Source organism: Streptomyces sp. 6N223 (assembly GCF_052246635.1).
Lineage (GTDB): Bacteria > Actinomycetota > Actinomycetes > Streptomycetales > Streptomycetaceae > Streptomyces.
Map to the genome: position 1 here is coordinate 56248 of NZ_JBQQCA010000028.1, position 24286 is coordinate 80533.

The 24286-nt window shown below is 75.0% G+C and carries 15 protein-coding genes and 1 pseudogene; 6 read left to right on the forward strand and 10 right to left on the reverse strand.

The window, feature by feature from the left end:
- Window positions 1-3 precede the first annotated feature (3 nt).
- A complete protein-coding gene (locus ACTWQH_RS18590; RefSeq protein WP_443287730.1) occupies window positions 4-3339 on the reverse strand; it encodes an ATP-binding protein in 3336 nt (1111 codons plus the stop codon).
- A gap of 124 nt (window positions 3340-3463) precedes the next feature.
- Between ACTWQH_RS18590 and ACTWQH_RS18595 the strand changes: the two genes are divergently transcribed.
- Window positions 3464-5191 carry a DUF885 domain-containing protein gene (locus ACTWQH_RS18595; protein ID WP_443287731.1) on the forward strand — a complete coding sequence of 576 codons (1728 nt, stop codon included), beginning with the start codon at window positions 3464-3466 and terminating at the stop codon, window positions 5189-5191.
- Between the two features lie 100 nt (window positions 5192-5291).
- Here the strand turns inward: ACTWQH_RS18595 and ACTWQH_RS18600 are convergent, their stop codons facing one another.
- Together ACTWQH_RS18600 and ACTWQH_RS18605 are read right to left on the reverse strand one after the other, a co-directional pair.
- Window positions 5292-5978, reverse strand: coding sequence for a phosphatase PAP2 family protein (locus ACTWQH_RS18600; RefSeq protein ID WP_443287732.1), 687 nt, complete (start codon window positions 5976-5978; stop codon window positions 5292-5294).
- A 51-nt stretch (window positions 5979-6029) separates the two neighbouring features.
- Window positions 6030-6791, reverse strand: a complete 762-nt coding sequence (locus ACTWQH_RS18605; RefSeq protein WP_443287733.1) for an SDR family NAD(P)-dependent oxidoreductase — start codon at window positions 6789-6791, stop codon at window positions 6030-6032.
- A gap of 130 nt (window positions 6792-6921) precedes the next feature.
- On the opposite strand from ACTWQH_RS18605, the pseudogene ACTWQH_RS18610 reads away from it, so the two are divergent.
- Window positions 6922-8955: pseudogene (locus ACTWQH_RS18610) on the forward strand (BTAD domain-containing putative transcriptional regulator); the annotation flags it as partial.
- Between the two features lie 113 nt (window positions 8956-9068).
- Here the strand turns inward: ACTWQH_RS18610 and ACTWQH_RS18615 are convergent.
- Entirely contained in the window at window positions 9069-11132 is a 2064-nt protein-coding gene (locus tag ACTWQH_RS18615; RefSeq protein WP_443287734.1) for an N-acetylmuramoyl-L-alanine amidase, read from the reverse strand.
- 269 nt (window positions 11133-11401) lie between these two features.
- Here ACTWQH_RS18615 and ACTWQH_RS18620 point away from each other — a divergent pair, with 269 nt between their 5' ends.
- Both ACTWQH_RS18620 and clpB read left to right on the forward strand, forming a co-directional pair.
- The gene (locus ACTWQH_RS18620; protein WP_443287735.1) at window positions 11402-12229 is read left to right on the forward strand and encodes a trypsin-like serine peptidase; all 828 of its coding nucleotides are present in this window, start codon (window positions 11402-11404) and stop codon (window positions 12227-12229) included.
- Between the two features lie 163 nt (window positions 12230-12392).
- Entirely contained in the window at window positions 12393-14999 is a 2607-nt protein-coding gene (clpB, locus tag ACTWQH_RS18625) for an ATP-dependent chaperone ClpB (protein ID WP_443287736.1), read from the forward strand.
- Window positions 15000-15036: 37 nt separating this feature from the next.
- Here clpB and ACTWQH_RS18630 read toward each other — a convergent pair whose 3' ends face one another.
- The gene (locus tag ACTWQH_RS18630) at window positions 15037-18183 is read right to left on the reverse strand and encodes an AfsR/SARP family transcriptional regulator (protein ID WP_443287737.1); all 3147 of its coding nucleotides are present in this window, start codon (window positions 18181-18183) and stop codon (window positions 15037-15039) included.
- A gap of 129 nt (window positions 18184-18312) precedes the next feature.
- Here ACTWQH_RS18630 and ACTWQH_RS18635 point away from each other — a divergent pair, with 129 nt between their 5' ends.
- Entirely contained in the window at window positions 18313-18906 is a 594-nt protein-coding gene (locus tag ACTWQH_RS18635) for a YbjN domain-containing protein (protein ID WP_443287739.1), read from the forward strand.
- A 3-nt stretch (window positions 18907-18909) separates the two neighbouring features.
- Here the strand turns inward: ACTWQH_RS18635 and ACTWQH_RS18640 are convergent, their stop codons facing one another.
- Window positions 18910-19203 carry a hypothetical protein gene (locus ACTWQH_RS18640; RefSeq protein ID WP_443287740.1) on the reverse strand — a complete coding sequence of 98 codons (294 nt, stop codon included), beginning with the start codon at window positions 19201-19203 and terminating at the stop codon, window positions 18910-18912.
- A gap of 145 nt (window positions 19204-19348) precedes the next feature.
- On the reverse strand, window positions 19349-19828 hold the full coding sequence (locus ACTWQH_RS18645; RefSeq protein WP_443287741.1) for an AfsR/SARP family transcriptional regulator: 480 nt from the start codon (window positions 19826-19828) through the stop codon (window positions 19349-19351).
- Between the two features lie 74 nt (window positions 19829-19902).
- Here ACTWQH_RS18645 and ACTWQH_RS18650 point away from each other — a divergent pair, with 74 nt between their 5' ends.
- Window positions 19903-20751 (forward strand): lantibiotic dehydratase C-terminal domain-containing protein, encoded by an 849-nt coding sequence (locus tag ACTWQH_RS18650; protein ID WP_443287742.1) that lies wholly within the window; start codon window positions 19903-19905, stop codon window positions 20749-20751.
- Window positions 20752-20882: 131 nt separating this feature from the next.
- Here ACTWQH_RS18650 and ACTWQH_RS18655 read toward each other — a convergent pair whose 3' ends face one another.
- The 3 genes from ACTWQH_RS18655 to ACTWQH_RS18665 are packed head-to-tail and all read right to left on the reverse strand — an operon-like array spanning window position 20883 to window position 24282.
- Window positions 20883-21947 (reverse strand): ABC transporter ATP-binding protein, encoded by a 1065-nt coding sequence (locus ACTWQH_RS18655; protein ID WP_443287743.1) that lies wholly within the window; start codon window positions 21945-21947, stop codon window positions 20883-20885.
- Complete coding sequence (locus ACTWQH_RS18660; RefSeq protein ID WP_443287744.1) at window positions 21944-23269, reverse strand: ABC transporter ATP-binding protein; 1326 nt, start codon at window positions 23267-23269, stop codon at window positions 21944-21946. The genes ACTWQH_RS18655 and ACTWQH_RS18660 overlap by 4 nt, the downstream gene beginning before the upstream one ends.
- Window positions 23269-24282 carry an ABC transporter permease gene (locus tag ACTWQH_RS18665; RefSeq protein ID WP_443287745.1) on the reverse strand — a complete coding sequence of 338 codons (1014 nt, stop codon included), beginning with the start codon at window positions 24280-24282 and terminating at the stop codon, window positions 23269-23271. The genes ACTWQH_RS18660 and ACTWQH_RS18665 overlap by 1 nt, the downstream gene beginning before the upstream one ends.
- Window positions 24283-24286: the final 4 nt, after the last annotated feature.

A 24286-nucleotide genomic window follows, 5' to 3' on the forward strand; every position in this document is an offset into this window, starting at 1 on the left:
CCGTCACAGGCGCCAGTCGGTGGCGGCGTCTGGCCGGTAGGCGCAGTGCGTGCCGGTGCTGACGGCGGCGCGGAGGTGGGCGGCCAGCTCCGGGTGGCGCTGGTCGAGGCGGCGGAGCGTGTCACGGATGCGGGCGGTCACCGTCTTCCGCGCGCGCTCCGCCTCGTCGCCCAGGCGGCGGGTGCGCCCGCCGAGGCCGGCCGCCGCCCGCAGCTCGGCCAGCAGCGCGGCGCGTTCGGCGTCCAGGCGGGCCGCGCGCTCGTCGTCGCCGAGGCCGGTGGCCCGGTCGATCTCCTCGTCGAGGCGGGTGAGGTGGGCGCGGTAGCGGGCCTTTGCCTCCTCGTCCAGCACCGGGTCGCCGCCCATGCGGCGGGCGGCCGTGGCCTCGGGGTCGCCCTCGGGGCTGGCCAGTTCGGCCGCCGGGATGTCGGTGCCGGGGCTGGCGAGCAGGCGGTGCAGGTCGCGCAGGCCCTTGGCGTCGGGCATGTGGACCAGGCGCCCGGCGAAGCGCAGCGACCAGACCGTGCCGTCGAAGCGGAACTCCTTCTCCGCCTCCGCCCCCGCCCCTGCCTGCGGCTCCACCGTCGCCTCGGCCACTGCCGGCTCCTGGGCGTTCGGGGCGTCGCCGAGGAGGTGGCGCATGCCGAGCTCCTCGGCGTCGTGGGCCACGTCGTTGGCCAGCGCCGCCGCTGCCGCCGCGTCGCCCGGGCCCGCGCGGGCGGCCAGCGCCCGGGCCAGGCGGGCGCGGGCCTCGACCGACCACGGCCGGGCGCCGAGCCGGTCGGCGGCACGCGCGGCCTCGGCGAAGCCCGCCACCGCCGCGTCCCACCGCTCCTCGGCCGCGTCCACCTCCGCCGCCCACAGCACCATCGGGCCGCTGACGTCGAAGCCCCACATCGACACCGCCCAGGCCCCGGCCTCGGCATAGGGGGCGAGGGCGGCGCGCACCCGCTCGCACAGCACCGGGTCCTTCGAGGCGGCCGCCGCCTGCGCCTGGAGGCGCAGCCACAGCGGGCGCACGCTGCGCGGCGGCTCGCTGTCGCGCGCCGCGATCTCGGCGTGGAGGCGGATCGCGGTGGCGGCGTCGCCGCGCTGCGCCGCCGTGATGCCCGCGATCATCTCGGGGTTGCGGTACAGGCGCCTGGTGGTCGGCGCGGCGTGAAGCTCGTCGAGTTCGCCGAAGCGGCCCTGGAGCAGCAGCATCGCCCAGCGCAGGTGGATGCCGAAGAACGCGAAGTGCTCGTGGTGGTCGTCCGCGTGGTCGCCCATCTCCATCGCCTGACGCTGCAGTTCCTCCGCTTCCTCGAACCGGCCGTGGAGCGTGGCGATGATGCACTGGTCGATGGCGGAGGAGAAGTGGTAGCGCGGGACGCCGAGGCTTTCGACGACGGCCACGAACTCCAGGAACTGCTCCAGGTAGCGCGGATCGCCCTGTTCCAGAAGCGCCACCCAGCGCAGCGACATGCCGAAGTGCTCCAGATCCCGGTCCTGGGTGCGCCGGGCCACGGCGATCATCTCGTCGGTGATCGTTTCACGCTCCGCCGCCGTGCCCAGGCCCCAGATCGCGTCGTGGCGGGCCGAGAGGCTGAAGCCGAGCGCGTCGTCGTCGGCGCCGCGCCGGGCCAGCGCCTCGCTGCGCACGGTCAGCTCGCGGGCCAGCTCGTTGTTCGAGGCGTCCGGCGTCGGCAGGTAGCCGAGGCGGCCGCTGGCCTCCCGCAGCAGCTGGGAGGTGAGCCTGCGGTGGCCGTCACCGGCCTTGGAGCCGAGCCAGTAGCCAGCCTGGTAGAGCGACAGCGCGACCCGGGCCAGCACCTCCACGTCGTCCAGGGCCCGGGCCTCGGCGACGACCTCCTCGTAGACCCGCCACGCCTCGGCGGCCGCGTCCTCGCCGCCGAGGTGGTGCAGCTCGAGGGCGAGGGTGAGCCCCGTCGTCATCCGCTGCTTGGGATGGACGCCGGCGGCCAGCTCGTACGCCCGGCGCAGGTGGCCGGCGGCCTCCTCGAACGCCATCCGGCCCCCGGCGTCGGTGGCGGCGGCGCGCAGCAGCTCGAACGCGCGGGCCGGCGGCAGCCCGCCGCCGGCGAGGCGGGCGTGGCGGGCCAGCTCGGCCGGCAGCACGCCGCAGCGCTCGACGAGCACAGGCTGCCGGTCCAGGGCGCGTACCACGGCGGCGTGGCGGCGGGCGCGTTCCCCCGCCCCGTCCGGCTCGGCCGCGTCCGGCTCCAGCTCCTCGTAGAGGGTTTCGCGGACCAGGTCGTGGGCGAAGGCGAAGCGGCCCGCGCCCAGCGGCGTCACGAGCCGGGCGGCCACCGCCTGGTCCAGCAGCCGGTTCACCTCGGGCACGGGCGTGGCCTGGACGGCGGCCAGCAGCGACCGGTGGAACTCCCGGCCGAGCACGGCGGCACCGGTCAGCAGCTCCGCGACCGGCGGGGGCAGCAGCGACAGGCGGCGGCGCACGGTGTCGCGTACGCCGGGCGGGATGGCGGTGAGCGCGTCCGGGCCGTGGGCCCGGCTCTGCCACAGGCGGGCGGTCTGCTCGACGAAGAACGGGTTGCCGCCGGTGCGCCGGTGGACCTCGGCGGCGAGTCCGGCGTCCGGCTCGCGGCCGGTGGTGCGGGCGATCAGCGCGGCGACGCCGGAGGCATCCAGCCCGGTCAGCCCGACCGTCGTCGCCTTGGCCGCGAGCGGCGCCTCCACCTCGCCCTCGGTCTCGCGGTAGGTGCCGACCAGCAGCAGGCGTTCGAACCAGGCGTGCTGGGCGGCGAAGTGCAGCAGCCGGAGGGAGGCGGCGTCGGCCCAGTGCAGGTCCTCCAGGATCACCACGACGGGCCGCTCGTGCGAGGCCGTGACCAGCAGCGTCGTCACGGCGTCGTACAGCTCGAAGCTGTCGCCGCCCGGCTCGGCGGGGCTCCCGCCCGGCCCGCCGCCCGCGCCCGCCTCGTGGGCGTTGTCGCGGGCGTTGTCGTGGGCCGCGCCGCTGTGGGCCGTGCCGCCGTGGCCGGCGCCTGCGGTGGTCTCGCCGAGCAGCGTGTCCAGCGCGCCGCCCGCCGCCTCGCGGGCCGCCGCCCACGCCTCGGCGCCCGCCGCGCGCCGCATGCCGCGCACCACCTGCACCCACGGCCAGTACCCCGGCGCGCTCTGCGAGTCCCAGCAGGCGCCGGAGAGCACCAGCGCCCCCAGGCGCCGGGCCTCCTCCGCCGCGCCCGTGACGAGGGCGGTCTTCCCGATCCCCGCCTCGCCGGTGACCAGCACCAGGCCGCCGTGGCTCGCCACGGCCCGCTCGATCTGGCCCCGCAGCACCCCGGCCGCGTGCTCTCGCCCGATCAGCTCCTCGAACACCTGCGTATCCCCCGTGACGCTGCCCCGTTCCCTGCCTTCGTACTTCCCTGCGACGACCTGCGTGACTTCCCTGCGACGCTGGGTGGCGCTTCCGTCGCCCGGTCCTTCGTACGAGGATGTCACGATGCAGTACACCGATCCTGTCACCAGCCCCGGCAGCGGTCCCGGTGCCGACACCCCACGCCGGATCGCGGACTCCTACGTCGAGACGCTCTCCGACCTCGATCCCATCACCGCCACCTACCTCGGCAACCGCCCCGGCTCGGACGCGGTTCCCGACCTGTCCCCCGACGGCTACGAGGCGATCGCCGACGCGCAGCGAGCAACCCTCGCCCGGCTCGACGCCGCCGAGGCGGCGGCCGGCGGCCAGGGCGCGCTCCCCGTGCCGGAACGCCGCGCCGCGCGCCTCCTGCGGGAGCGGCTCGGCGCCGCCCTCGCGCAGCACGACGCCGGCGAGCACATGCGCGAGGTCAGCAACCTCTTCTCCCCCGTGCACCGCCTGCGGTCCGTCTTCCTGATGATGCCGGCCGCGACCGACGACGACTGGGGCGTCATCGGCCGCCGCCTGCGCAGGGTGCCTCAGGCCGTCCAGGGCTACGTGACCTCTCTCGACGCGGGCCTGGCGCGCGGCCTGGCCGCCGCGCCCCGCCAGGTCGAGACCGTCGGCGGACAGCTCGACGCCTGGCTGGCGGCCGACTGGTATCGCGCCTTCGTCGCCGCCGGTCCCGAGGCGCAGCGGGCCGAGCTCGACGCCGCCGCCGCCGGCGCCACCGCCTCCCTGGAGGAGCTGCGCACCTACCTCCGCACCCGTTACCTGCCCTCCCCCACCGTCTCCGCGACCCCCGACGGCGTGGGCCGCGAGCGGTACCTGCGGGGCGCCCGCCAGTGGACCGGCGCCGACCTCGACCTGGCGGACGCGTACGCCTACGGGTGGGAGGAGTACCACCGGCTGCTGGACGAGATGCGGCAGGTGGCCGACGCGATCCTGCCCGGCGAGTCGCCGCTGGCGGCAATGCGCCATCTGGAGACCGAGGGCGAGGCCCTGGAGGGCGAGGACGCGATCCGCGGCTGGCTCCAGGACCTGACGGACGAGGCCATCGACACCCTCAGCGGCCGGCACTTCGACATCGCCCCGCCCATCCGCCGCGTCGAGACGCTGATCGCCCCGCCCGGCAGCGCCGCCGCGCCGTACTACACCTCACCCTCGCTGGACTTCTCCCGCCCCGGCCGCACCTGGCTGCCGACGATGGGCGCCACGCGCTTCCCCGTCTGGCACCTGGTCTCCACCTGGTACCACGAGGGCGCGCCCGGGCACCATCTCCAGCTCGCCCACTGGGTGCACATCAAGGACCAGCTGTCGCAGTACCAGGCGTCCCTCGGCTCGGTCAGCGCCTCGGTGGAGGGCTGGGCCCTGTACGCCGAACGCCTCATGGACGAGCTCGGGTACCTCACCGACCCGGCCCGGCGCCTGGGCTGCCTCTCGGCGCAGATGCTGCGGGCGGTGCGGGTCATCATCGACATCGGCATGCACGTCGGCCTGCGCATCCCGGAGGGCGAGAGCTTCCACCCGGGCGAGGTGTGGACGCCGGAGCTCGCGCTCGACTTCTTCATGGCCCACACCGGGCACGACGCCGAGTACTCCCGCTCGGAGCTGGTGCGCTACCTGGGCATCCCCGGGCAGGCCATCAGCTACAAGCTGGGCGAGCGGGCCTGGCTGGCGGGCCGCGAGGCGGCGCGGGAGTCGGCGCTGCGGCGCGGCGAGGCGTTCGACATGAAGTCCTGGCACATGGCGGCGATCTCGCTCGGCTCCCTGGGCCTGGACGACCTCGCCGCCGAGCTTCCGCACCTCTAGGTCACCTCCAGGGGCTTCGGCGGTGGCGCCCCCGGGTGACTCGGGGGCGCCGCTGGGCGGCGGGGCGGCGCGGCGGCGGAGCGGGGGTTAGCAGCCCTGGCTAGCCCGGGCTGTCCGTCGAGACCGGGTCGGGGCGCGGCTGGATCTCCCGCAGTGCCAGGGCCAGCAGCGGCAGGCCCACGCACGTGATGGCGGTGGCGTAGAGCCAGCCGGCGAGGACGTCGGTGGGCCAGTGGCTGCCGAGGTAGACGCGGCTCGCGCCGACCGCCACGGCCCACGCGGCGGGGAGCGCGACGGCCAGCGCCCGGGTGGCGGTGCGGTGGCAGTACGGCAGCAGGGCGGCGGCCAGGCCGATGGCGACCATCGCGGAGGTGGTGGTGTGGCCGGACGGCATGCCCGGCCCGGTGGAGATCAGCACCATGTCCTCGCGGGGCGGGCGGGGGCGGCCCAGCGCCGAGACCACGCCGTAGCGGATGAGCTGGCCGGTCAGCAGGCCGGCGCTCGCCACGAGCGCGGCCAGCCACCACCGGCGTCCGCCGCGCACGTACAGCACGCCCGCCAGGGCCGCCAGCAGCGCGGGCACGAGGTCGTCGCCGGTGTGGGTGATCGCCTCCCACACGTCGTTGCGGTCGGGGGTGCGCTGCCGCACCGCCCAGTCGTGCAGGGCGGTGTCCACGCCGAAGGGGTCGCCGCCCCGGAACGCCACCACCAGCATGAGCGTGGCCAGCAGCGCCGCGGCGGCGGCCGAGGTGAAGAGAAGGTGACGTGGGGGCAGCGGCATCGACATCGGCGGCAGCCTAGCGGCAGGCCCGTCACGCGGCCCAGCCTCACCCCGAGTTCACCCCGGGATGCCCTGCGCGAAGCCGCCGTCCACCGGGAACTCGGCGCCGGTGGTGAACGTCGCGTCCCCGGCGAGGAAGAGGGCCGCGGCGGCGATCTCCTCGACCGTGCCGTTCCGCTTCAGCGGCGTCGCGGCGTCGCCCAGCTCGATGAACGCCTTCCGCTCCTCCTCGCTCATCCTGGCCACGCCCATGGTGGGGGTCCGGATGAAGCCGGGGGCAAGGCAGTTGACGCGGATCCGGCGGGGGAGCAGCTCGGCGGCCAGCACCTGGGCGACGGCGCGGACCGCCTCCTTGGAGCCGGAGTAGACGGACATTCCCGGGAAGATCGCGTCGTTGGCGACGGTGGTGAAGAGGATCGAGCCGCCGTCCTTCAGCAGCGGCTCCAGGCGGCGCGTGGTGAAGAACGCCCCCTTGGCGTTGATGGCGAAGTGCCGGTCCCAGGCCTCCTCGGTGACCTCGGCGAGGGGCTGGATCTCGGCGATGCCGTGGTTGACGAAGAGGTGGTCGACGCGGCCGAGCCGCTGCTCGGCGAGCCGCCCGAGCGCGTCGATGTCGGCCATGCTTGCGGCGTCGGAACGCACCACGTGCGCCGCCTGGGACGCGGAGGCGGTCGCGGTGCGGGCGTCCTCGATGGCGCGCTCGTTGCGGCCGGTGAGGAGCACCTCGGCGCCCTCGCGCAGCAGCGCCTTGACGATCGCCAGCCCCATGCCGTGGGTGCCGCCGGTGACCACGGCCGTCCGGCCCTCGAACCTGCCCATGGAGTCGCTCCGTTCGTTTCGTCGTGATCGGTCGAGGCAACGCTGCCGGGCGCGGCTTGCGGTCCCCTGGCGTTACGCCGCCGGTCCGCCGCCGGTCCGCTTGCGCGGGACGCCGGGTTACCGTTTGGTCATGCGATTCGGGGTCCTCGGCCCGCTGGCGGTGTGGACGGATGACGGGCAGGCCGTTGAGGTGCCCGAGGTCAAGGTGCGTGCTCTGCTCGCCGATCTGCTGGTGGATCCGGGGCGGGTGGTCTCGGCCGACCGGCTGCTGGAGGACCTGTGGGGCGATGCCGCGCCGCCGAACCGCGCGGGCGCGGTGCAGACGCGGGTCTCGCGGCTGCGTCGGGCGCTCGGGCCCGGCCGGGGCCGGGAGCTGGTGGTGCATCGCCCGCCCGGGTATCTGCTTCGGGTGCCGGCGGAGGCGGTGGACGCGGGCCGGTTCGAGGCGTTGACCGCGCGGGCCCGCCGGGCGGCCGACCCGGTGGAGCGGGCCGCGCTGCTGACCGAGGCGCTGGCGCTGTGGCGGGGGCCGGCGTTCGCCGACTTCGCCGACGAGGCGTTCACGCGGGGGGCCATCGCCCGGTTTGAGGAGCGGCGGCTGCTGGCGCTGGAGGAGTGGGCCGAGGCCCGGCTGGAGCTCGGCGAGTACGGGGCGGTGGTCGCGGAGCTGGGCGAGCTGGTGGCCCGTCACCCGCTGCGGGAGCGGCTGCGGGCCGCGCAGCTGCGGGCGTTGTACCAGGCGGGGCGCACCGGCGAGGCGCTGGCCAGCTACGAGCGGCTGCGCCGCCGGCTCGCGGAGCAGCTCGGCGCGGACCCGGGGCCGGAACTGGCCGCCGTGCACGCCGAGATCCTGCGGCAGGCGCCGGAGCTGCGGCCGCCGCCGCGGCCGGAGCAGGCGGCGCGGCGCGCGGCCGGGAACCTGCCGGCGCCGGTGAGCGAGCTGGTCGGGCGCGGGACGGAGGTGGCGCGGGTGGGCGCCCTGCTGGCGAGCGAGCGGCTGGTGACGCTGACCGGGCCGGGCGGGGTCGGCAAGACGCGGCTGGCGATCGAGGCCGCGCACCGGCAGGAGGAGGCGTTCCCGGACGGCCGCTGGCTGGTCGAGCTGGCCCCGCCGGGCCACGGGCCGGGTGTCTTCTGCTCGGCGGAGGAACTGGCCGCCGAGGGGGCGGCGGTCCTGGGGGTTCCGGGCGACGGCGGCAGCGCCTCGGGCCCGATCGAACGCCTGGCGGCGGCGTTGCGCGACCGGCGGCTGCTGCTGGTCCTGGACAACTGCGAGGCGCTGGCCGAGCCGGTCGCCATCCTGGCCGAGGCGCTGCTGCGGGCCGTGCCCGGGCTGCGGATCCTCGCCACCAGCAAGGAGCCGCTGGGCCTGCGCGGCGAGCGGCTGTGGGCGGTCGAGCCGCTGGCGGAGCCCGACGCGGTGCGGCTCTTCGCGGCACGGGCCGCCGCCGCCTCACCCGGGTTCGCGCTGACCGACGCCACGGCCCCCGCGGTCGCGGCGATCTGCCGCCGCCTGGACGGCATCCCGCTCGCGCTGGAGCTGGCCGCCCGGCGGGTGCGGGTGCTGGGCGTGCGCGAGCTGGCCCGGCGGCTCGCCGAGCGGGACCGCTTCGGGCTGCTCACCGGCGGGCCCCGGGACGCGCCCGCGCGGCAGCGGACGCTGCGGGCGGTGATCGACTGGAGCTGGGAGCTGCTGAGCGAGGCGGATCGGGCCGTGCTGCGCCGCCTGACGGTGCTGGTCGAGGGCGGCGATCTCGCGGCGGCCGAGGCGGTGTGCGGCGAGGGCGTTCCGCCGGGCGACGTGCTGGACCTGCTGGGTCGGCTGGTGGACCGCTCCCTCGTCGTGGCCTCCGGCGATCCGCCGCGCTACCGGCTGCTGGAGTCGGTGGCCGCCTACGCCGGCGAGCGGCTGCGGCAGGCGGGCGAGGACGAGCTGACCGGGGCGCGGCGGCGGCACGCGGCCCACTTCCTGGCCCTGGCCGAGGAGACCGAGCCGGGCCGCCTGGCCGCCGAGTCCGGCAACGCGCGCGCCGCGATCGAACGCGCGGCGGCTGCCGGGGAGGCCGAGACGGCGCTGCGGCTGGCGCTGGCCATGGCCTGGCACTGGCTCTCCGCGGGGCGCGCCACCGAGGCGCGGCGGGCGTTCGAGCTGGCGCTGTCGGCCGGGGCCGAGGGCGACGCCCCGCGGGAGCTGCGGGCCCGCGCCGAGGCGCGGCTCGCGGAGCTGCGCGTGAGCTCCGGCCCGGTCGGCGTCGGCCCGGCGGCCTAGGACCGGCCCTAGACCCGGCGCACCTCCACGTCGGCGGCGCGGACGAAGCCTATGCGGTGCCCGAGCTGTATCTGGTAGTACTCCTCGCCCCGCACCACGCGCCCCAGCTCCGCGTCCGGGTCATAGGTGACGGCCCGGTAGTACTCGCTGGGGGTGCGCAGGCCCAGCACGTACTCCTGGTCGGCGGGGATCTCGTACACCAGCGGGGAGACCGTCTGGGCCGGGATGTCCGACGGGTACGCCCCGGCCTCGGGGTAGGCGCGGCCGTACACCGGGATGGTGGACGCGCCCGCCTTGCCCGTCACGACGCGGCCCGTGGAACCGACGGCGGTCGGCGCGGAGTCCGGGCTGTGGAACCACGCCTTCTGCCCGAGGAACCAGATCGCGATCCAGTCCCCCTCCCGGTCCGCCACGGCGAACTGCGTCCCCGTGGAGGCGCGGGCGCTCACGTCGTTGACCCCTGTCGTGGCCTCCCCGTCGGAGTCCGGGCGGGTGCCGATGTCGCGCACCAGCGGCGCGTCGTGCGAGGGGGCGGTGTGGAGGCGCACGGCCGAGGAGCCGTGGGGCGCGCAGTCGTTGCCCGTGGCGCCGCAGTTGATGAACGGCGGGGTGTTCGTGTCGTACTCCGGGGCGATGGTGACGATCCTGGCCCGCCGCCCCGCCGTCGGCTCGAAGGGGGCGCCCAGCAGCTCGAAGTAGTGCGCCCAGTCCCAGTACGGGCCGGGGTCGGTGTGCATGCCGGGGATGTTGGAGGTGACCGGGCCCTGCACCTGGTCGTGGCCGACGATGTGGTGCCGGTCGAGCGGGATGTCGAAGCGGCGGCACAGGTACCGCACCAGGCGGGAGGAGGTGCGGTACATCGCCTCCGTGTACCAGGCGTCCGGCTCGATGAGGAAGCCCTCGTGCTCCAGGCCGATCGACTTGGCGTTGACATACCAGTTGCCCGCGTGCCAGCCCACGTCCTTGGTGCGGAGGTGCTGCGCGATGTGGCCGTCGGAGGAGCGCAGGCTGTAGTGCCAGGAGACGTACGTCGGGTCCTGGACGAGGTCGAGCGTCGTCTCCCAGGTGGCCTCGGTGTCGTGGATGACGATGTAGTCGATCGACTGGGAGTCGGGGCGGTTGGCCGTGTCGTGGTTGCCGTAGTCCCCGTCGCCGAGGTCCTCGTAGGGCGCCGGGAGCCATTCGCAGGAGACCGAGTCCGGCGCCTCGACCTCGGGGTCGCGGGCGGCGCGCGGCAGGCCGAGGGCGTCGGCGGTCGCGGTGCGCGGGGTCACGGCGAGCGGTTCGAGCGCGACGCGCTCGCCCTCGGCGGTGGTGCGCTCCTCGCCGGCGTTGATCACGGCGTAGACGTCGTCGGCGAACACCTCGGCGGCGCGCCGGGTCCGCGCCCCCGCGTACGCCGCGACCGCGCCGTACCACGCGGCCGGGTCCGCGCTCAGCGGCTGGCCGAGGGCCCGCTGCGCGTCGGCCAGCAGCGCGGCGCCGCCCTGGATGTTGGCCGCGCCGGAGGTCCGCAGCTCCTCGGGGTCCAGGCCGGTGAGCTCGGCGGCCCGGTCGAGGGTCTGGAGCGAGGGGGGAAGCTCGGAGCGCTCCGGGACGGCCCGGGGCGAACGCCGGGGCAGCGGCCGGGAGGTGTCGCCGCGCGGGTCCTCGGCGCCGGAGGCTATGGGGGCACCTCCCAGGCCCTTCAGGGCCTGGGGGAGGGTGGCGGCGTACGCCGCGGCCTCGGCGGCCCGGGTCAGGGCGGTGTGGGCGTCCGTCAGGTGCATCGGCCCATACCCGCCGGAGACGCTGGGCGCGCCGCCGTGCCCGTCCCAGCGGGAGACCAGGTAGGAGACGCCGAGCAGCACGCTCAGCGGGACCGCGAACCGCTCGGCGGCGTCGGCGAACGCCGCCTGAAGCGACGTCGCCTCCGAGTCGGGGGCCGCCGACGCCGACGCCGACGCCGCTGACGCCGATGCCTCACCCGCCGTCAGCAGCAGCGGTGTGCCGGCGGCCGCGGCGGCGGCGCCCGCCGTGGCCGTGCGCAGCACTGTCCTGCGGGTGTGGCTCGCGCGTGTCGTTCCTCGCACCTGGGGCCTCCCGAGATCGCCATGGGGTGGGCATGAGCATGGTGTTGACGGATGACGCCGTCAATGCGCCAGGGATACGCCGACGTTGCCCGTCGGTGGCGGCGCGGACGCGCGCGTGACGCCCTTTCGGCGTCTCGCCTCGGGCCGCCTGCACCCCGGCACTTGTATAGACCGCTGGGAACGGGCCGGGCTTTGCCCGATCTTTGCCGTTCCACCCGATCGGGTGAACGCCGCTGGACTGCGCGCGGCGCCGAGCCGACGGTTAGCGCATGACGCCCATGAGGTTCCCGCCGAGGTTCCCGCGTCCGCCTCGGCCGCTCCCCTGCGCGGCCGTCCTCGCCGCCGCGCTCGCGGTGGCCCTCGGCCCCGCCGCCCCGCCCGCGGCCGCGGCGGAGCTGTGGGAGGACGGCGCGGTGAGCACCGTCGGCAAGATCCTGTGGGACATGGGCAACGGCCAGCTCGGCATGTGCTCAGGCGCGATCGTGGACGCCCCGAACGGCAGCGTGATCGCCACCGCCGCGCACTGCGTCAGCACCCCGGACACCCCCGAGCCCCCCGAGGAGGCGTGGTTCGTGCCCGGCTACGACCACGACCGCGAGACGTACCAGCGCGAGGGCTGGCGGGTGGCGGCGTTCCACACGCCCGACGGGTGGGACATGACGCAGGAGATGACCTCGATCCTGCCGCACGACTACGCCTTCCTGACGGTGGAGACCAGGGGCGGCAGGACCATCCAGCAGGAGCACGGCGCCAACCGCCTCGCCTTCGAGCCGGTCCAGGAGGGCGGCGAGGTCGAGGTCCTCGGCTATCCGGCGGTCGACCCCTACGACGGCGAGTCGCTGCACTACTGCGCGGGGGAGACGCAGGTCCTGGCGGAGGGCGAGGCCGAGGAGCCGAACGTCGGCGGGCTGCTGCTGGAGGACTGCGACATGACGGCCGGGTCGAGCGGCGGCCCGTGGCTGGCGGAGTACGACGAGCGCAGCCAGTCCGGCACCCTCCTCGCGGTGATGTCCGTCGGCAGCGGCGAGGGCCACGTCATCGGCCGGCCGTATCCCGAGTCGGCGAAGGCCCTCTTCGAGGAGGCGGGCGGGGCGTAGGACGCCCGCCACCCCCCATCCGCGCCATCCCGCGCCCGATCGCGTTAGATGACAAGAGCACCGGCGCTTGCTTGCCCTTGAGTGGAATAGACTCAACTTATCGCACGTTGCCTGTGGCAGACTCGAGTCTGCCACCCCTGGGACACGGAGGAGTACCGCTGACGTGAACGCCGAGCTGACCAACAGGAGCCGGGAAGCGATCGGCGCGGCCAACGACCGCGCGCTGCGCGACGGGCATCCGGACATCACCCCGGCGCACCTGCTGCTCGCCCTCCTCGAAGGGCGGGAGAACGAGAACATCCAGGACCTCCTCGCCGCCGTCGACGCCGACCAGGCGGCCATCCGCGCCGCCGCCGAGCGCCAGCTCGCCGGGCTGCCCAGCGTGCAGGGCGCCTCCGTGCCCCGGCCGCAGCCGAACCGCGAGCTGCTGGCCGTGTTCGCCGACGCCTCGCGGCGCGCCGCCGACCTCGGCGACCAGTACGTCTCCACCGAGCACCTGCTGATCGGCCTGGCCGCCAAGGGCGGCGAGGCCGGCGCGGTCCTCACCAAGCAGGGCGCCGGCGACAAGCGGCTGCTCAACGCCTTCCAGCAGGCCCGGGGCGGCCAGCGCGTGACGTCCCCCGACCCCGAGGGCACCTACAAGGCGCTGGAGAAGTTCGGCACCGACTTCACCGCCGCCGCCCGCGAGGGGCGGCTCGACCCCGTCATCGGCCGGGACCACGAGATCCGCCGCGTCGTGCAGGTCCTCTCCCGCCGCACCAAGAACAACCCCGTCCTCATCGGCGAGCCCGGCGTCGGCAAGACCGCCGTCGTCGAGGGCCTGGCCCAGCGCATCGTCAAGGGCGACGTCCCCGAGTCGCTGAAGAACAAGCGCCTCGTCGCCCTCGACCTCGGCGCCATGGTCGCCGGCGCGAAGTACCGGGGCGAGTTCGAGGAGCGGCTGAAGGCCGTGCTCAGCGAGATCAAGCAGAGCGACGGCCGCATCATCACCTTCATCGACGAGCTGCACACCGTCGTCGGCGCCGGCGCGGGCGGCGACTCCGCCATGGACGCGGGCAACATGCTCAAGCCCATGCTGGCCCGCGGCGAGCTGCGCATGGTCGGCGCCACCACCCTCGACGAGTACCGCGAGCGGATCGAGAAGGACGCCGCCCTGGAACGCCGCTTCCAGCAGGTCCTCGTCGCCGAGCCCACCGTCGAGGACTCCATCGCCATCCTTCGCGGCCTGAAGGGCCGGTACGAGGCCCACCACAAGGTGCAGATCGCCGACGGCGCCCTCGTCGCCGCCGCCGCCCTCTCCGACCGGTACATCACCTCACGCTTCCTGCCCGACAAGGCCATCGACCTGGTCGACGAGGCCGCCTCCCGCCTCCGCATGGAGATCGACTCCTCCCCCGTCGAGATCGACGAGCTCCAGCGCGCCGTCGACCGCCTGAAGATGGAGGAGCTGGCCCTCGCCAACGAGTCCGACGTCGGCTCCCAGGAGCGGCTGGCCCGGCTGCGCCGCGAGCTGGCCGACCGCGAGGAGGAGCTGCGCGGCCTCACCGCCCGCTGGGAGAAGGAGAAGCAGGGCCTCAACCGCGTCGGCGAGCTGAAGGAACGCCTCGACGAGACCCGGGGCCTGGCCGAGCGCGCCCAGCGCGACGGCGACTTCGAGACCGCCTCCAAGCTGCTGTACGGCGAGATCCCGGCGCTGGAGCGCGAGCTGGCCGACGCCTCCGCCGCCGAGGAGCAGGCCTCCGGCCACGCCCAGACCATGGTCAAGGAGGAGGTCGGCCCCGACGACATCGCCGACGTCGTCTCCTCCTGGACCGGCATCCCGGCCGGGCGGCTGCTGGAGGGCGAGACCGAGAAGCTGCTGCGCATGGAGGAGGCCATCGGCCGCCGCCTCATCGGCCAGTCCGAGGCGGTCCGCGCCGTCTCCGACGCGGTACGCCGCGCCCGCGCGGGCGTCGCCGACCCCGACCGGCCCACCGGCTCCTTCCTCTTCCTGGGCCCCACCGGCGTCGGCAAGACCGAGCTGGCCAAGGCCCTCGCGGACTTCCTCTTCGACGACGAGCGGGCCATGGTCCGCATCGACATGAGCGAGTACAGCGAGAAGCACTCGGTGGCCCGCCTCGTCGGCGCGCCCCCCGGGTACGTCGGGTACGAGGAGGGCGGCCAGCTCACCGAGGCCGTGCGCCGCCGCCCCTACACCGTGGTGCTGCTGGACGAGGTGGAGAAGGCCCACCACGAGGTCTTCGACATCCTGCTCCAGGTCCTCGACGACGGCCGCCTGACCGACGGCCAGGGCCGGACGGTGGACTTCCGCAACACCATCCTGGTCCTGACCTCCAACCTCGGCAGCCAGCACCTGATCGACCCGTTGGCCAAGCCGGACCAACGCCGCGAGGAGGTGCTCGCGGCGGTGCGGGCGGCGTTCCGCCCCGAGTTCCTGAACCGGCTGGACGACACCGTCATCTTCCAGGCGCTCGGCGGCGAGGAGCTGAGCCGGATCGCGCGGCTCCAGATCGACGCCCTCCAGCGGCGGCTCGCCGACCGCCGGCTCACGCTCGACGTCACGCCGCTGGCGCTGGGCTGGCTGGCCGACGAGGGCAACGATCCGGCGTACGGCGCCCGCCCGCTGCGGCGGCTGGTGCAGACCTCGATCGGCGACCCGCTGGCCCGCAAGATCCTCTCCGGCGAGGTGCGCGAGGGCCAGACCGTCCGCATCGACGCGGCGCTGGACGGCGGGCTCGCGATCGAGGCCGTGCGGGAGGAGAGCGCGTAAGCCCTGGCCGTGACCGGCCGTGACCGGTCACGGCCGGTCAACGCCCCTCAACGCCCTCGCCCAGGCGCGCGCGAATCTCCTCCGCCTCGGGGCGGGCCAGCTCCTCGTAGATCGGCAGGGCACGCCGCCAGGCGTCGTGGGCGGCGGCCTCGTCGCCCACGGATTGGTGGATGTCGCCCAGGCTCGTGAGCGTGTCGGCCACCGTCGGCGGATCGAGCGGCTCGGGGGTGTGCAGTCCGTCGAGCGACCGGCGCAGGCACGCGATCGCCTCGGCGTGCTCGCCGAGTGCCGCGTGCGCGTCGCCCAGGGCGCCCCAGGCGTAGGCCGCGCCGTACCGGTCGCCGGTCTTCTCCAGAATGGCGAGCGCCTCGCCACCGCTGACCAGCGCCTGCTCGGGTGCGCCCAGCTTGACGTGGTACCAGGCGATGTTGCTCAGCATGCGTCCCGCCCCGCTCTCGGCCCCGAGTGCGCGGTGGAGCTCCAGGCTCCGCTGGGCGCAGCGCATCGCCTCGGCGTAGTCGCGCTGGGAGGAGCTGAGGCGGCACAGGGCGGTGTAGACACCGGCCTGCCCCCTGACGTCGTCGCGTTCGCGGAACAGCCCCAGGGCCCGGTCCAGGTACTCCCGGGCGCGCCGGAAGAGGCGGAGATTCGTGTGCGCCAGGCCCAGCTCCAGGAAGAGACGGCCCAGCTCGGCGGTGTCGTCCAGCCGTTGCGCGGCGGGCATGAGGGTGTGCTGAAGCTCCACGTGCTCGTGCCAGTGGCACTGCTGAAGCAGGAACGCCGACACCATGCGCCCCAGCCGGATCGCCTGGTCGTCGAAGCCGCCGGTCCGCGCCGCGAACTCGACCGCGGCGATCAGCGCGGGATGCTCAGCGGCGAACCACTCCAAGGCGTCCGCGGTGCCGTCGAAGCGCTCGGGCGTCGTCGCGGGCCGCGACGGGCCGGCGTCGCCCAGCGAGACGCGCCGTATCCCGAGCGCGGCGTTGGCGGCGTGGGCGGAGTGCACGCAGTAGTCCAGGAGACGGGAGAACGCCGCGTGCCGCCCCTCCTCGGGATCCTGGTCGCGGGCCAGCTCGCAGGCGTAGTGGCGCAGCAGGTCGTGGAGCGTGAACCGGCCCGGCGCGTACTCGGTCAGCAGATTCCTGCTCACCAGCGCGGCCAGCAGCGGCCGGGCACGGCCCGTCGACAGCCCGGCCAGGCTCGCTGCCGCGCCCACCGCCAGGTCGGGGCCCGGGTGCAGCCCGAGGAGGCGGAAGAGGCGCGCCGCCTCGGGGCCGAGGGTGCGGTAGGACCAGGAGAACACCGCGCGGATGTCGGTCGCCACGTCCGCCTCCTCGCCGAGGGCGAGGTTGCCCAGGCCGCCGCCGCCCGCCTCGCGGAGCTGGGCGACGATGGTGGCCAGCGGGAAGTCGGGGCGGGCGGCGACGCGGGCGGCGACGATCGCCAGCGCCAGCGGCAGCCGGGCGCAGCGCTCGAGGATCTCGGCGACGGCGTCCTCCGCCTCCCGGCCCGCGAGGCGGGCCGGGCCGAGTCGGCTCGCGAGCATCTGCCGCGCCTCGTGCCGGGTGAACAGGTCGAGGGCGTGCTGGGTGGCGCCGGTCGCGGCGACCAGGCCGGGGAGCTGGTTGCGGCTGGTGACGAGGGCCAGGCAGCCGGGGGCGCCGGGCAGCAGCGGCCGCACCTGCGCGGCATCGCGGGCGTTGTCGAGCACCATCAGCACCCGGCGGCCCGCCAGCACGCTGCGGAACATCCCCGCCAGGGCGTCCGTGCCGGACGGCAGCTGCTCGGCGGGGACGCCGAACGCCGCGAGGACGTCGCGCAGCGCCTGATCCGGGGCCACGACCGTCCCGGACTCGTCGAAGCCGCGCAGGTTGACGTAGAGCTGGCCGTCGGGGAAGCGGTGGGCGACCCGGTGGGCCCAGTGCACGGCCAGCGCGGTCTTGCCCACCCCGGCCGTCCCGACGATCGTCGTGACCAGCGCGCCGCCACCCGCGTCCAGGCCGGCGTCCAGCCGCCTCAGGCTCGCCTCCCGTCCGGTGAACCCGCGCACGTCGGCAGGCAGCTGCGCCGGCCGCACCACGGGCCGCCTCACGGCCACCCCGTCCGGCCCCGGCCCGGCAGCGGCACCAGGGGGCGCGCCGGGCGGCGGCCCGGTGCCGGGCCCGGTGCCGGGGGCCATGCCCGCGCCGGAGCCGGGTGACGTGCCGGGCGTGGCACCCGGCGGCGGGGGCGCGGCCGCGCTGGCGTTGGCGTCAGGGGCGCCCGGTGTGCCGGGAGGGGTGGTCGCCGTGGCCGGTGGTGGGGCTGCTGGTGGAGCAGCGTTGGGGTCGCGGGTGCCGGGCGTGTCCGGTGGTGGGGCCGTGAGCGGCGTGGTTTCCGGGCTGGCGCCCGGGCCCGGCCTCGCCGCGCCAGCGTCGGCGGCGGCGAAGGCGCCCGGTGCGCCCAGGGCGGGGTCGCGGCGCAGGATCTGCGCGTGGAGGCGGGACAGGACCGGGCCCGGGTCCTCGCCCAGTTCGGTGACCAGGTCGTGCCGGGCGCGTGCGTACGCCGCCAGGGCGTCCGCCTGCCGCCCGGCGCGGTACAGCGCCAGCATCAGCAGCCCGGCCAGCGGCTCCGCCAGCGGGTGCGCCGCCGCGGCCGACGCCAGCTCGCTCAGCACCGCGCCGTGGCGCCCCGAGGCCAGCTCGGCCTCGAACCGCTGGGTCAGCAGCGTCACCGACTCCTGCGTCAGCGCCGTCCGCACCCCCTCGGCCCACTCGCCCCGCAGGCCCGCCAGCGGCGTACCCCGCCACAGCGCCGCCGCCTCCCGCAGCAGGCCCACCGCCCGCGCCGGGTCCGGCTCCTCGCGTGCCCGCCGCGCCAGCGCGCGCGAGCGGTGCACGTCCACCGCCTCGGGGGCGACCCGCAGCACGTAGCCGCCGTCCCGGCGCGCCACCCCGGGGGCGTCGGCCTCGCGCAGCCGCCGCCGCAGCCGCGAGACGTAGGTGTACAGCACCTGCCGGGCGTTCTCCGGCGGCGCCTCCCGCCACAGCCGGTCGATCAGCGTCTCCGCCGCCACCGGGCGGCCGGGCTCCAGCGCCAGCGACGCCAGCACACACCGCTGCTGCGGCGGCCCCAGCGTCGCGGGAAGCCCGCCCTCCCCCCGCACCTCGACCGGCCCCAGTAAGCGCACCTGTGCAGCCATCCCCCACACCCCCTCTAGCGCCCGTCGTACGGTTATACCGCGATACCGGGTGGTTGCCAGACGGGGGCGGTGATGGGGGAGGATGGAAGGCCGAGCCGCCACCGTAGCCGTACGAAGGGACAACGCCCCATGTCCATGGATCCGTCAGCGATTCCGAACTTCGGGGGTGCTCCCAAGAAGCCCGAGCAGCCCCAGCAGCCGGAGCAGGCAGAGCAGGCAGGCAAGGCAGAGCAGGCAGGCAAGGGCCAGCAGGGCCAGGAGAGCCAGCAGGGCCAGCAGCAGACGCGGCCCGTGCGGGTGGCCGCGCCCGACAAGGCGCTGGTCGAGCAGGTCCTGGAACGCATGCAGCTGAAGTACCAGGACGACCGGCAGGGCGACGTGGTCGCCCGCTGGAAGGAGTTCCGGGTCTACTTCATGTTCCGTGGCGAGAAGCAGCAGCGGATCATGTCCGTGCGCAGCTTCTACGACCGCAAGTACACGCTCGACGACAAGCCGCGCCTGCTGGAGAACCTCGACGACTGGAACCGCCGTACCCTGTGGCCCAAGGTCTACACCCACACCACCGACGAGGGCACGGTCCGCCTGATCGGCGAGGTGCAGATGCTGATCGGCCACGGCGTCGTGCTCGACCACTTCATCTCCTCGATGGTGAGCTGGGTGAACGCCTCGATCGAGTTCGAGAAGTGGATCACCGAGCAGCTCGGCATCGCCAAGGAGGCGTAGCTTCTACCGGGTGAGCCGGGCGCGGAGCTCCGCCTCCTCCGGGTGCCCCAGCTCCTCGTAGTGCCGCAGCGCACGTTGCCAGGCGTCGCGGGCGGCGGCCGTGTCGTCGGCGCCCTGGTAGGCGTCGCCGAGGCTGGTGAGGATGCCGGCCGCCAGCACGCGGCAACGCACCCGGTCCAGGTGGTACGACAGCCGCCGCCCCAGGCGGGTGGCCAGGTCGTCGAAGCCGCCACCGGACCCCACCGCGAACTCCACCGTCGCGACGAGCGTCCGGCACTCTGCGGCGCACCACGCCATGGCGCGGGCGTGGTCGTGGGCAGCATCGGCCCGGGATCCGTCACGAAGACGCGCCCGATCCCCATCGTCACGGTCGCGGCGTGGATCGAGTGCAGGTAGTGGTCGAGGAGCCGGGAGAGGGCCTCGCGTCGCTCCGGCTCCGGGTTCAGGTCGTGGGCGAGCTCGGTGGCGTACTGGCGCAGCAGGTCGTGGAGGCTGAAGCGGCCGGGAGCGTGCTCGGTGAGGAGGTTTCTTCCGACCAGCTCGGCCAGCAGCGGCCGGGCGTTACTGGCGGAGGCGGCCCCGGCCTCTCCCCGCCCTCGGCCCGCGCCCGCCGCGCCAGGGCGCGGGAGCGGTGCACGTCAACCTCCTCGGCGGCGAGGTCCAGCACGTACCCGCCGGCAGCGCGCCGCAGCACCCGCCGCAGCCGGGAGACGTACGTGTACAGCGCGTCCCGGGCGTTCCCCGGCGGGTCCTGGTCCCACAGCCGGTCCAGCAGCGTCTCGGCCGCCACCGGCCGCCCCGGCGCCATCGCCAGCACCGCCAGCAGGCACCGCTGCTGCGGCGGCCCCGCGTCCCTGCTCCTGCCGTCGGGTCCTCGCAGCTCCACCGGCCCCAGCAGCCCCACACCCGCCAAGTCAGCCATGCGCTCCACCGTGTCAGATCCCGTCAAGGTTCCGGCCAAGGCGGCGGACAAGGCGGTCGCCGCATGCTGGGGTCATGCACGAGCGGACGTGGGTGAGCGCCCACATCTCCCACACCGGACCGCAGGACGTCCTGCTGACCGGGCTCGTCCGGCCGCTGCTGGGCGAGTTGGCCGCCGAGCGCCTGGTGGACTCCTACGTCTTCCAGCGCGGCCTGGCGCATCTGCGGCTCGGCCTCCGAGCGACGGGGGGATCGGGGGCGTCGGGGGGGAGAGCCGAGGAGATACGCCGGCTGGTGCGGGCGCGGTGCCGCCGCTTCTTCGCGGTCGCGGCGGCGCCGCGACCCGTGGCCGGCGTCAAGGGGCAGCCGCCGCCGGGCCCGGACCGGATGACCGCCGCCGCCGGCGTCGGCGGCGCGGCGAACGCCCTGACGTTCGTGCCCCACCGCCCGCATCCGCAGGGCGCCGTCGAGGACCACTACGCGCTGTGCAGCCGCACCGCGCTGCGGCTGATATCCGCCGGACTGCCGCCCGAGGAGCGGGACATGGTGGCGTTCTCCCTGATCCTGACGTCCTGGTTCCTCGTCGAGCCCGACCTCGCGCGCCTCGCGCGGCAGCCCTTCGTACGGGGCGAGCCACCGGAGCGGGAGCCCGAGCCGGAGCCCGGGCCCGAGCTGTGGCGGCGGGCGCTGCGTACGGCGGCCGCGCAGGTGTGGGCGACGGCCGAGTCCGTCACCTCCGGCCGGACGCCGGGCGACGTGCTGGGGCGCTGGGCCGCCTCGCTCAATGCCGTCCCGATCGAGGGGGCCGAGCGCGTCTTCAACTCCTGCGCCCACCTCGCCTGCAACCGTCTGGGCACCGACTGGGACGGCGAACGCCGCCTGCGCCGCCTCGCCGCCCGCGCCGTCACGGAACTCGCGGCGTGACCGCGTACCGCCAACGCCACGCCAACGCCAACGCCGCACCGCCAGCAGGCCACTGCCCCGGCGCCGACTCCGTGAGGGTCGGGGCCGGGGCAGCGGCCGGTGCTGCCGGGCGGCGCAGGATTCACACCCAGTCAGGCCACCCCGGAGCCCTCTTCGGCGAAGTGGCAGGCGACCGGGTGACCCGAGCCCCGGTCCACCAGCGCGGGCTCCTCGGTGGCACAGATCTCCTGCGCCTTCCAGCAGCGGGTCCTGAAGCGGCAGCCGCTGGGCGGGTTCAGCGGGCTCGGCACGTCCCCGGTGAGCACCGTGCGCCGCCGGCGGCGTTCCCGCTTGGGGTCGGCCAGCGGGGCGGCCGACAGCAGCGCCTGCGTGTACGGGTGGGCCGGGCGCTCGTACACCTGCTGCCGGGTGCCGGTCTCCACTACCTTGCCGAGATACATCACGGCTATGCGGTCGGATATGTGCCGGACCACCGACAGGTCGTGGGCGATGAAGACGTACGCCACACCCAGCCGGTCCCGCAGGTCCTCCAGCAGATTGACCACGCCCGCCTGCACGGATACATCCAACGCCGAGACCGGCTCGTCCAGCACGAGCAGCTTCGGCTCCAGCGCCAGGGCGCGGGCGATGCCGATGCGCTGCCGCTGGCCGCCGGAGAACTCGTGCGGGTAGCGGTTGCCGTGCTCCGGGCTCAGGCCGACCAGCTCCAGCAGCTCCGCGACGCGCGCCTTGCCGCCGTCGCGCCAGCGGTGATGTACCTTCAGCGGCTCGGCGACGATGTCGTTCACCGGCAGCCGCGGGTTGAGGGAGGCGTAGGGGTCCTGGAAGACCATGCCCGTCTTGCGCTGCACCGAGCGCAGCCGCGCCCCGCCCAGGCCGGTGATCTCCTCGCCGTCGAAGCGGACCGAGCCGGAGGTGGGCTTGATGAGCTGGAGCACGGCCCGCCCGGTGGTCGACTTGCCGCAGCCGGACTCGCCGACCACGCCGAGGGTCTCGCCCGCGCTGACGCTGAACGAGACCCCGCTGACGGCCTGCACCTGTCCGGCGACGCGGCGGAAGAGGCCGCCGCCGCGCACCGGGAAGTTCACCACCAGGTCGCGGACCTGGAGCAGCTCGTCGCCCGCCGCCTCCGCGGCGGCGCTCTGCGGCGACTTGGCCAGCGTCACGTCCTTGGCGTCGTCCACGTCCGCGTTCATCGGCCCTCCTCGCTGTCACGGTCGCCGTGGTCGCCGCCTTCGGCGGGAGCCGCGTCGGCGGTAGCCGCGTCGGCGTCCCCGGCCGGCGGGCCGTCGGCTTCCGCGGCTTCCGCCGCCACCAGCGCCGCCTCCGCCTCCTCCGCCAGCCGGAAGAACGCCGTCGGGTCCTCGGCCTCGGCGAGCCTGTCGCTGTGGTGGCAGGCGGCCGCGTGGCCGCCGCCCGCGTTTCCCTCGGCGTCGTCGCCGTCGTCGCCGTCGTCGCCGTCGTCGCTGTCGTCGGCGGCGCCGACGGCGCTCACCAGCTCCGGCTCGCGCTCGCGGCAGACGTCCGTCGCGAGTGGGCAGCGCGGCGAGAACGGGCAGCCGGGCGGCAGCGCGATCAGGGACGGCGGGGCGCCCGCGATCGGGCGCAGGCGTTCGTCGCGCTCGCCGTCCAGCGACGGGATGGAGCCCAGCAGCCCCGCCGTGTACGGCATGCGCGGCCGGTAGAAGACGCGGTCGGTCTCGGCGATCTCCACCGGCTTGCCGGCGTACATCACCAGCGTCCGGTGGGCCATGCCCGCGATCACGCCCAGGTCGTGCGTGATCATCAGGATCGCGGCGTTCACCTCGTCCTTGACCTCGAGCAGCTTCTCCAGGATCTGCGCCTGCACGGTGACGTCCAGGGCGGTCGTCGGCTCGTCGGCGATGATGACGTCCGGGTCGTTGATGATGGCCATGGCGATCATCACGCGCTGCCGCATGCCGCCGGAGAACTCGTGCGGGTACGCCCGCAGCCGGCGTTCGGCCTGCGGGATGCCGACGAGGTCGAGCATCTCCCTGGCCCGTACCAGTGCCTTCTTGCGCGGCACGAGGTGGTGGGCGAGCACCGCCTCGGCGAGCTGGTCGCCGATGGTGCGGACCGGGTTGAGCGAGGTCATCGGGTCCTGGAAGATCATCGCGATCTTGCGGCCGCGCAGCGAGCGCTGCTCCCTGGGCCTCAGGCTCAGCAACTCCTGGCCCCGGTAGCGGATGCTGCCGTTGATGCGGGCGTTCTTCGGCAGCAGGCCCATGATGGCCATGGAGGAGACCGACTTGCCGGAGCCCGACTCGCCGACGATGCCGAGGACCTCGCGGGCGCGCAGCGTGTAGCTGACGCCGCGCACGGCCTTCACCTCGCCGTCGTCGGTGGGGAAGGTGACGGTGAGGCGGTCGACGGCCAGGACCTCCTCGTCCGTGGGCGGCTGGGAGTCCGCGAGGGTCCTGGCGGCGTGCACCTCCTCCGCGGCCTTGGTCACCGTGGTGGCGAGCGTGGTCGTGTGGGGGGTCTGGGGGATCGTCATCAGTCACGCACCCGGGTCTGTCGGGGATCGAAGGCGTCGCGCAGCCCGTCGCCGATGAAGTTGACCGACAGGGCGATGGCGATGATGAAGGCGCCGGGCCAGTAGAACAGCCAGGGCCGGACGGTCAGCGCGTTGCGGTAGTCGTTGATCAGCCGGCCCAGCGAGGTGTCCGGCGGCTGCACGCCGAGGTCCACGAAGGACAGCGCGGACTCCAGGAGCACCGCGCTGGCGATCGACAGCGTCGCCGCGACGATGATGACGCCCATGGTGTTGGGCAGGATGTGCTTGAAGATGATCCGCCGCGCCGGGGTGCCGACCGAGCGGGCGGCCTCCACGAACTCCTTCTCCCGCAGCGACAGCACCTGGCCGCGCACCAGGCGGGCGATCTGCGTCCAGACGGCGAGCCCCAGGAAGAGGGCGAAGAGGACGATGCCCTTCCCGGCGACGATCACGCCGATCAGGCCGGCCAGCAGCAGCACGGGGATGGCGATGTTGACGTCGGTGATCCGCATCAGCACCGCCCCGGCCCAGCCGCCGAAGTAGCCGGCGGTGGCGCCGACGACGGTTCCGACGACGGTGGCGGTCAGGCCCACGATGACGGCGATCATCAGCGAGACCTGGGTGCCGCGCATGGTGAGGGCGAAGTAGTCCCGCCCGATGTCGTCCTGGCCGAAGGGGTGTTCACCCAGGTGGATTCCGCCGCCGCCGAGGAAGCCGGGCACCACCGAGAGCGTGGGCCGGCCGCCGACGACGACGGTGCCGGTGCCGGTGGGCTCCTTGTCCCACCAGCCGGGTATGGGCCCCCAGCCGATGGAGGTGACGGCCAGCGCCACCACCAGGAGGAAGAGCGCCATGCCCGCGAGGGCCCCCCGGTGGCGTACGAACCGGCGCAGGACGAGGCGCCCCTGGGAGCGGGCGACGACGTTCAGCCCGTGGGCCGCCGCGTCGTCCTGGGGCGCTGGCGCCTGGCCCGTCGGGGCCGCCGGGGTCTTCTCCGGCGTGTCGAGTGTCATGGTG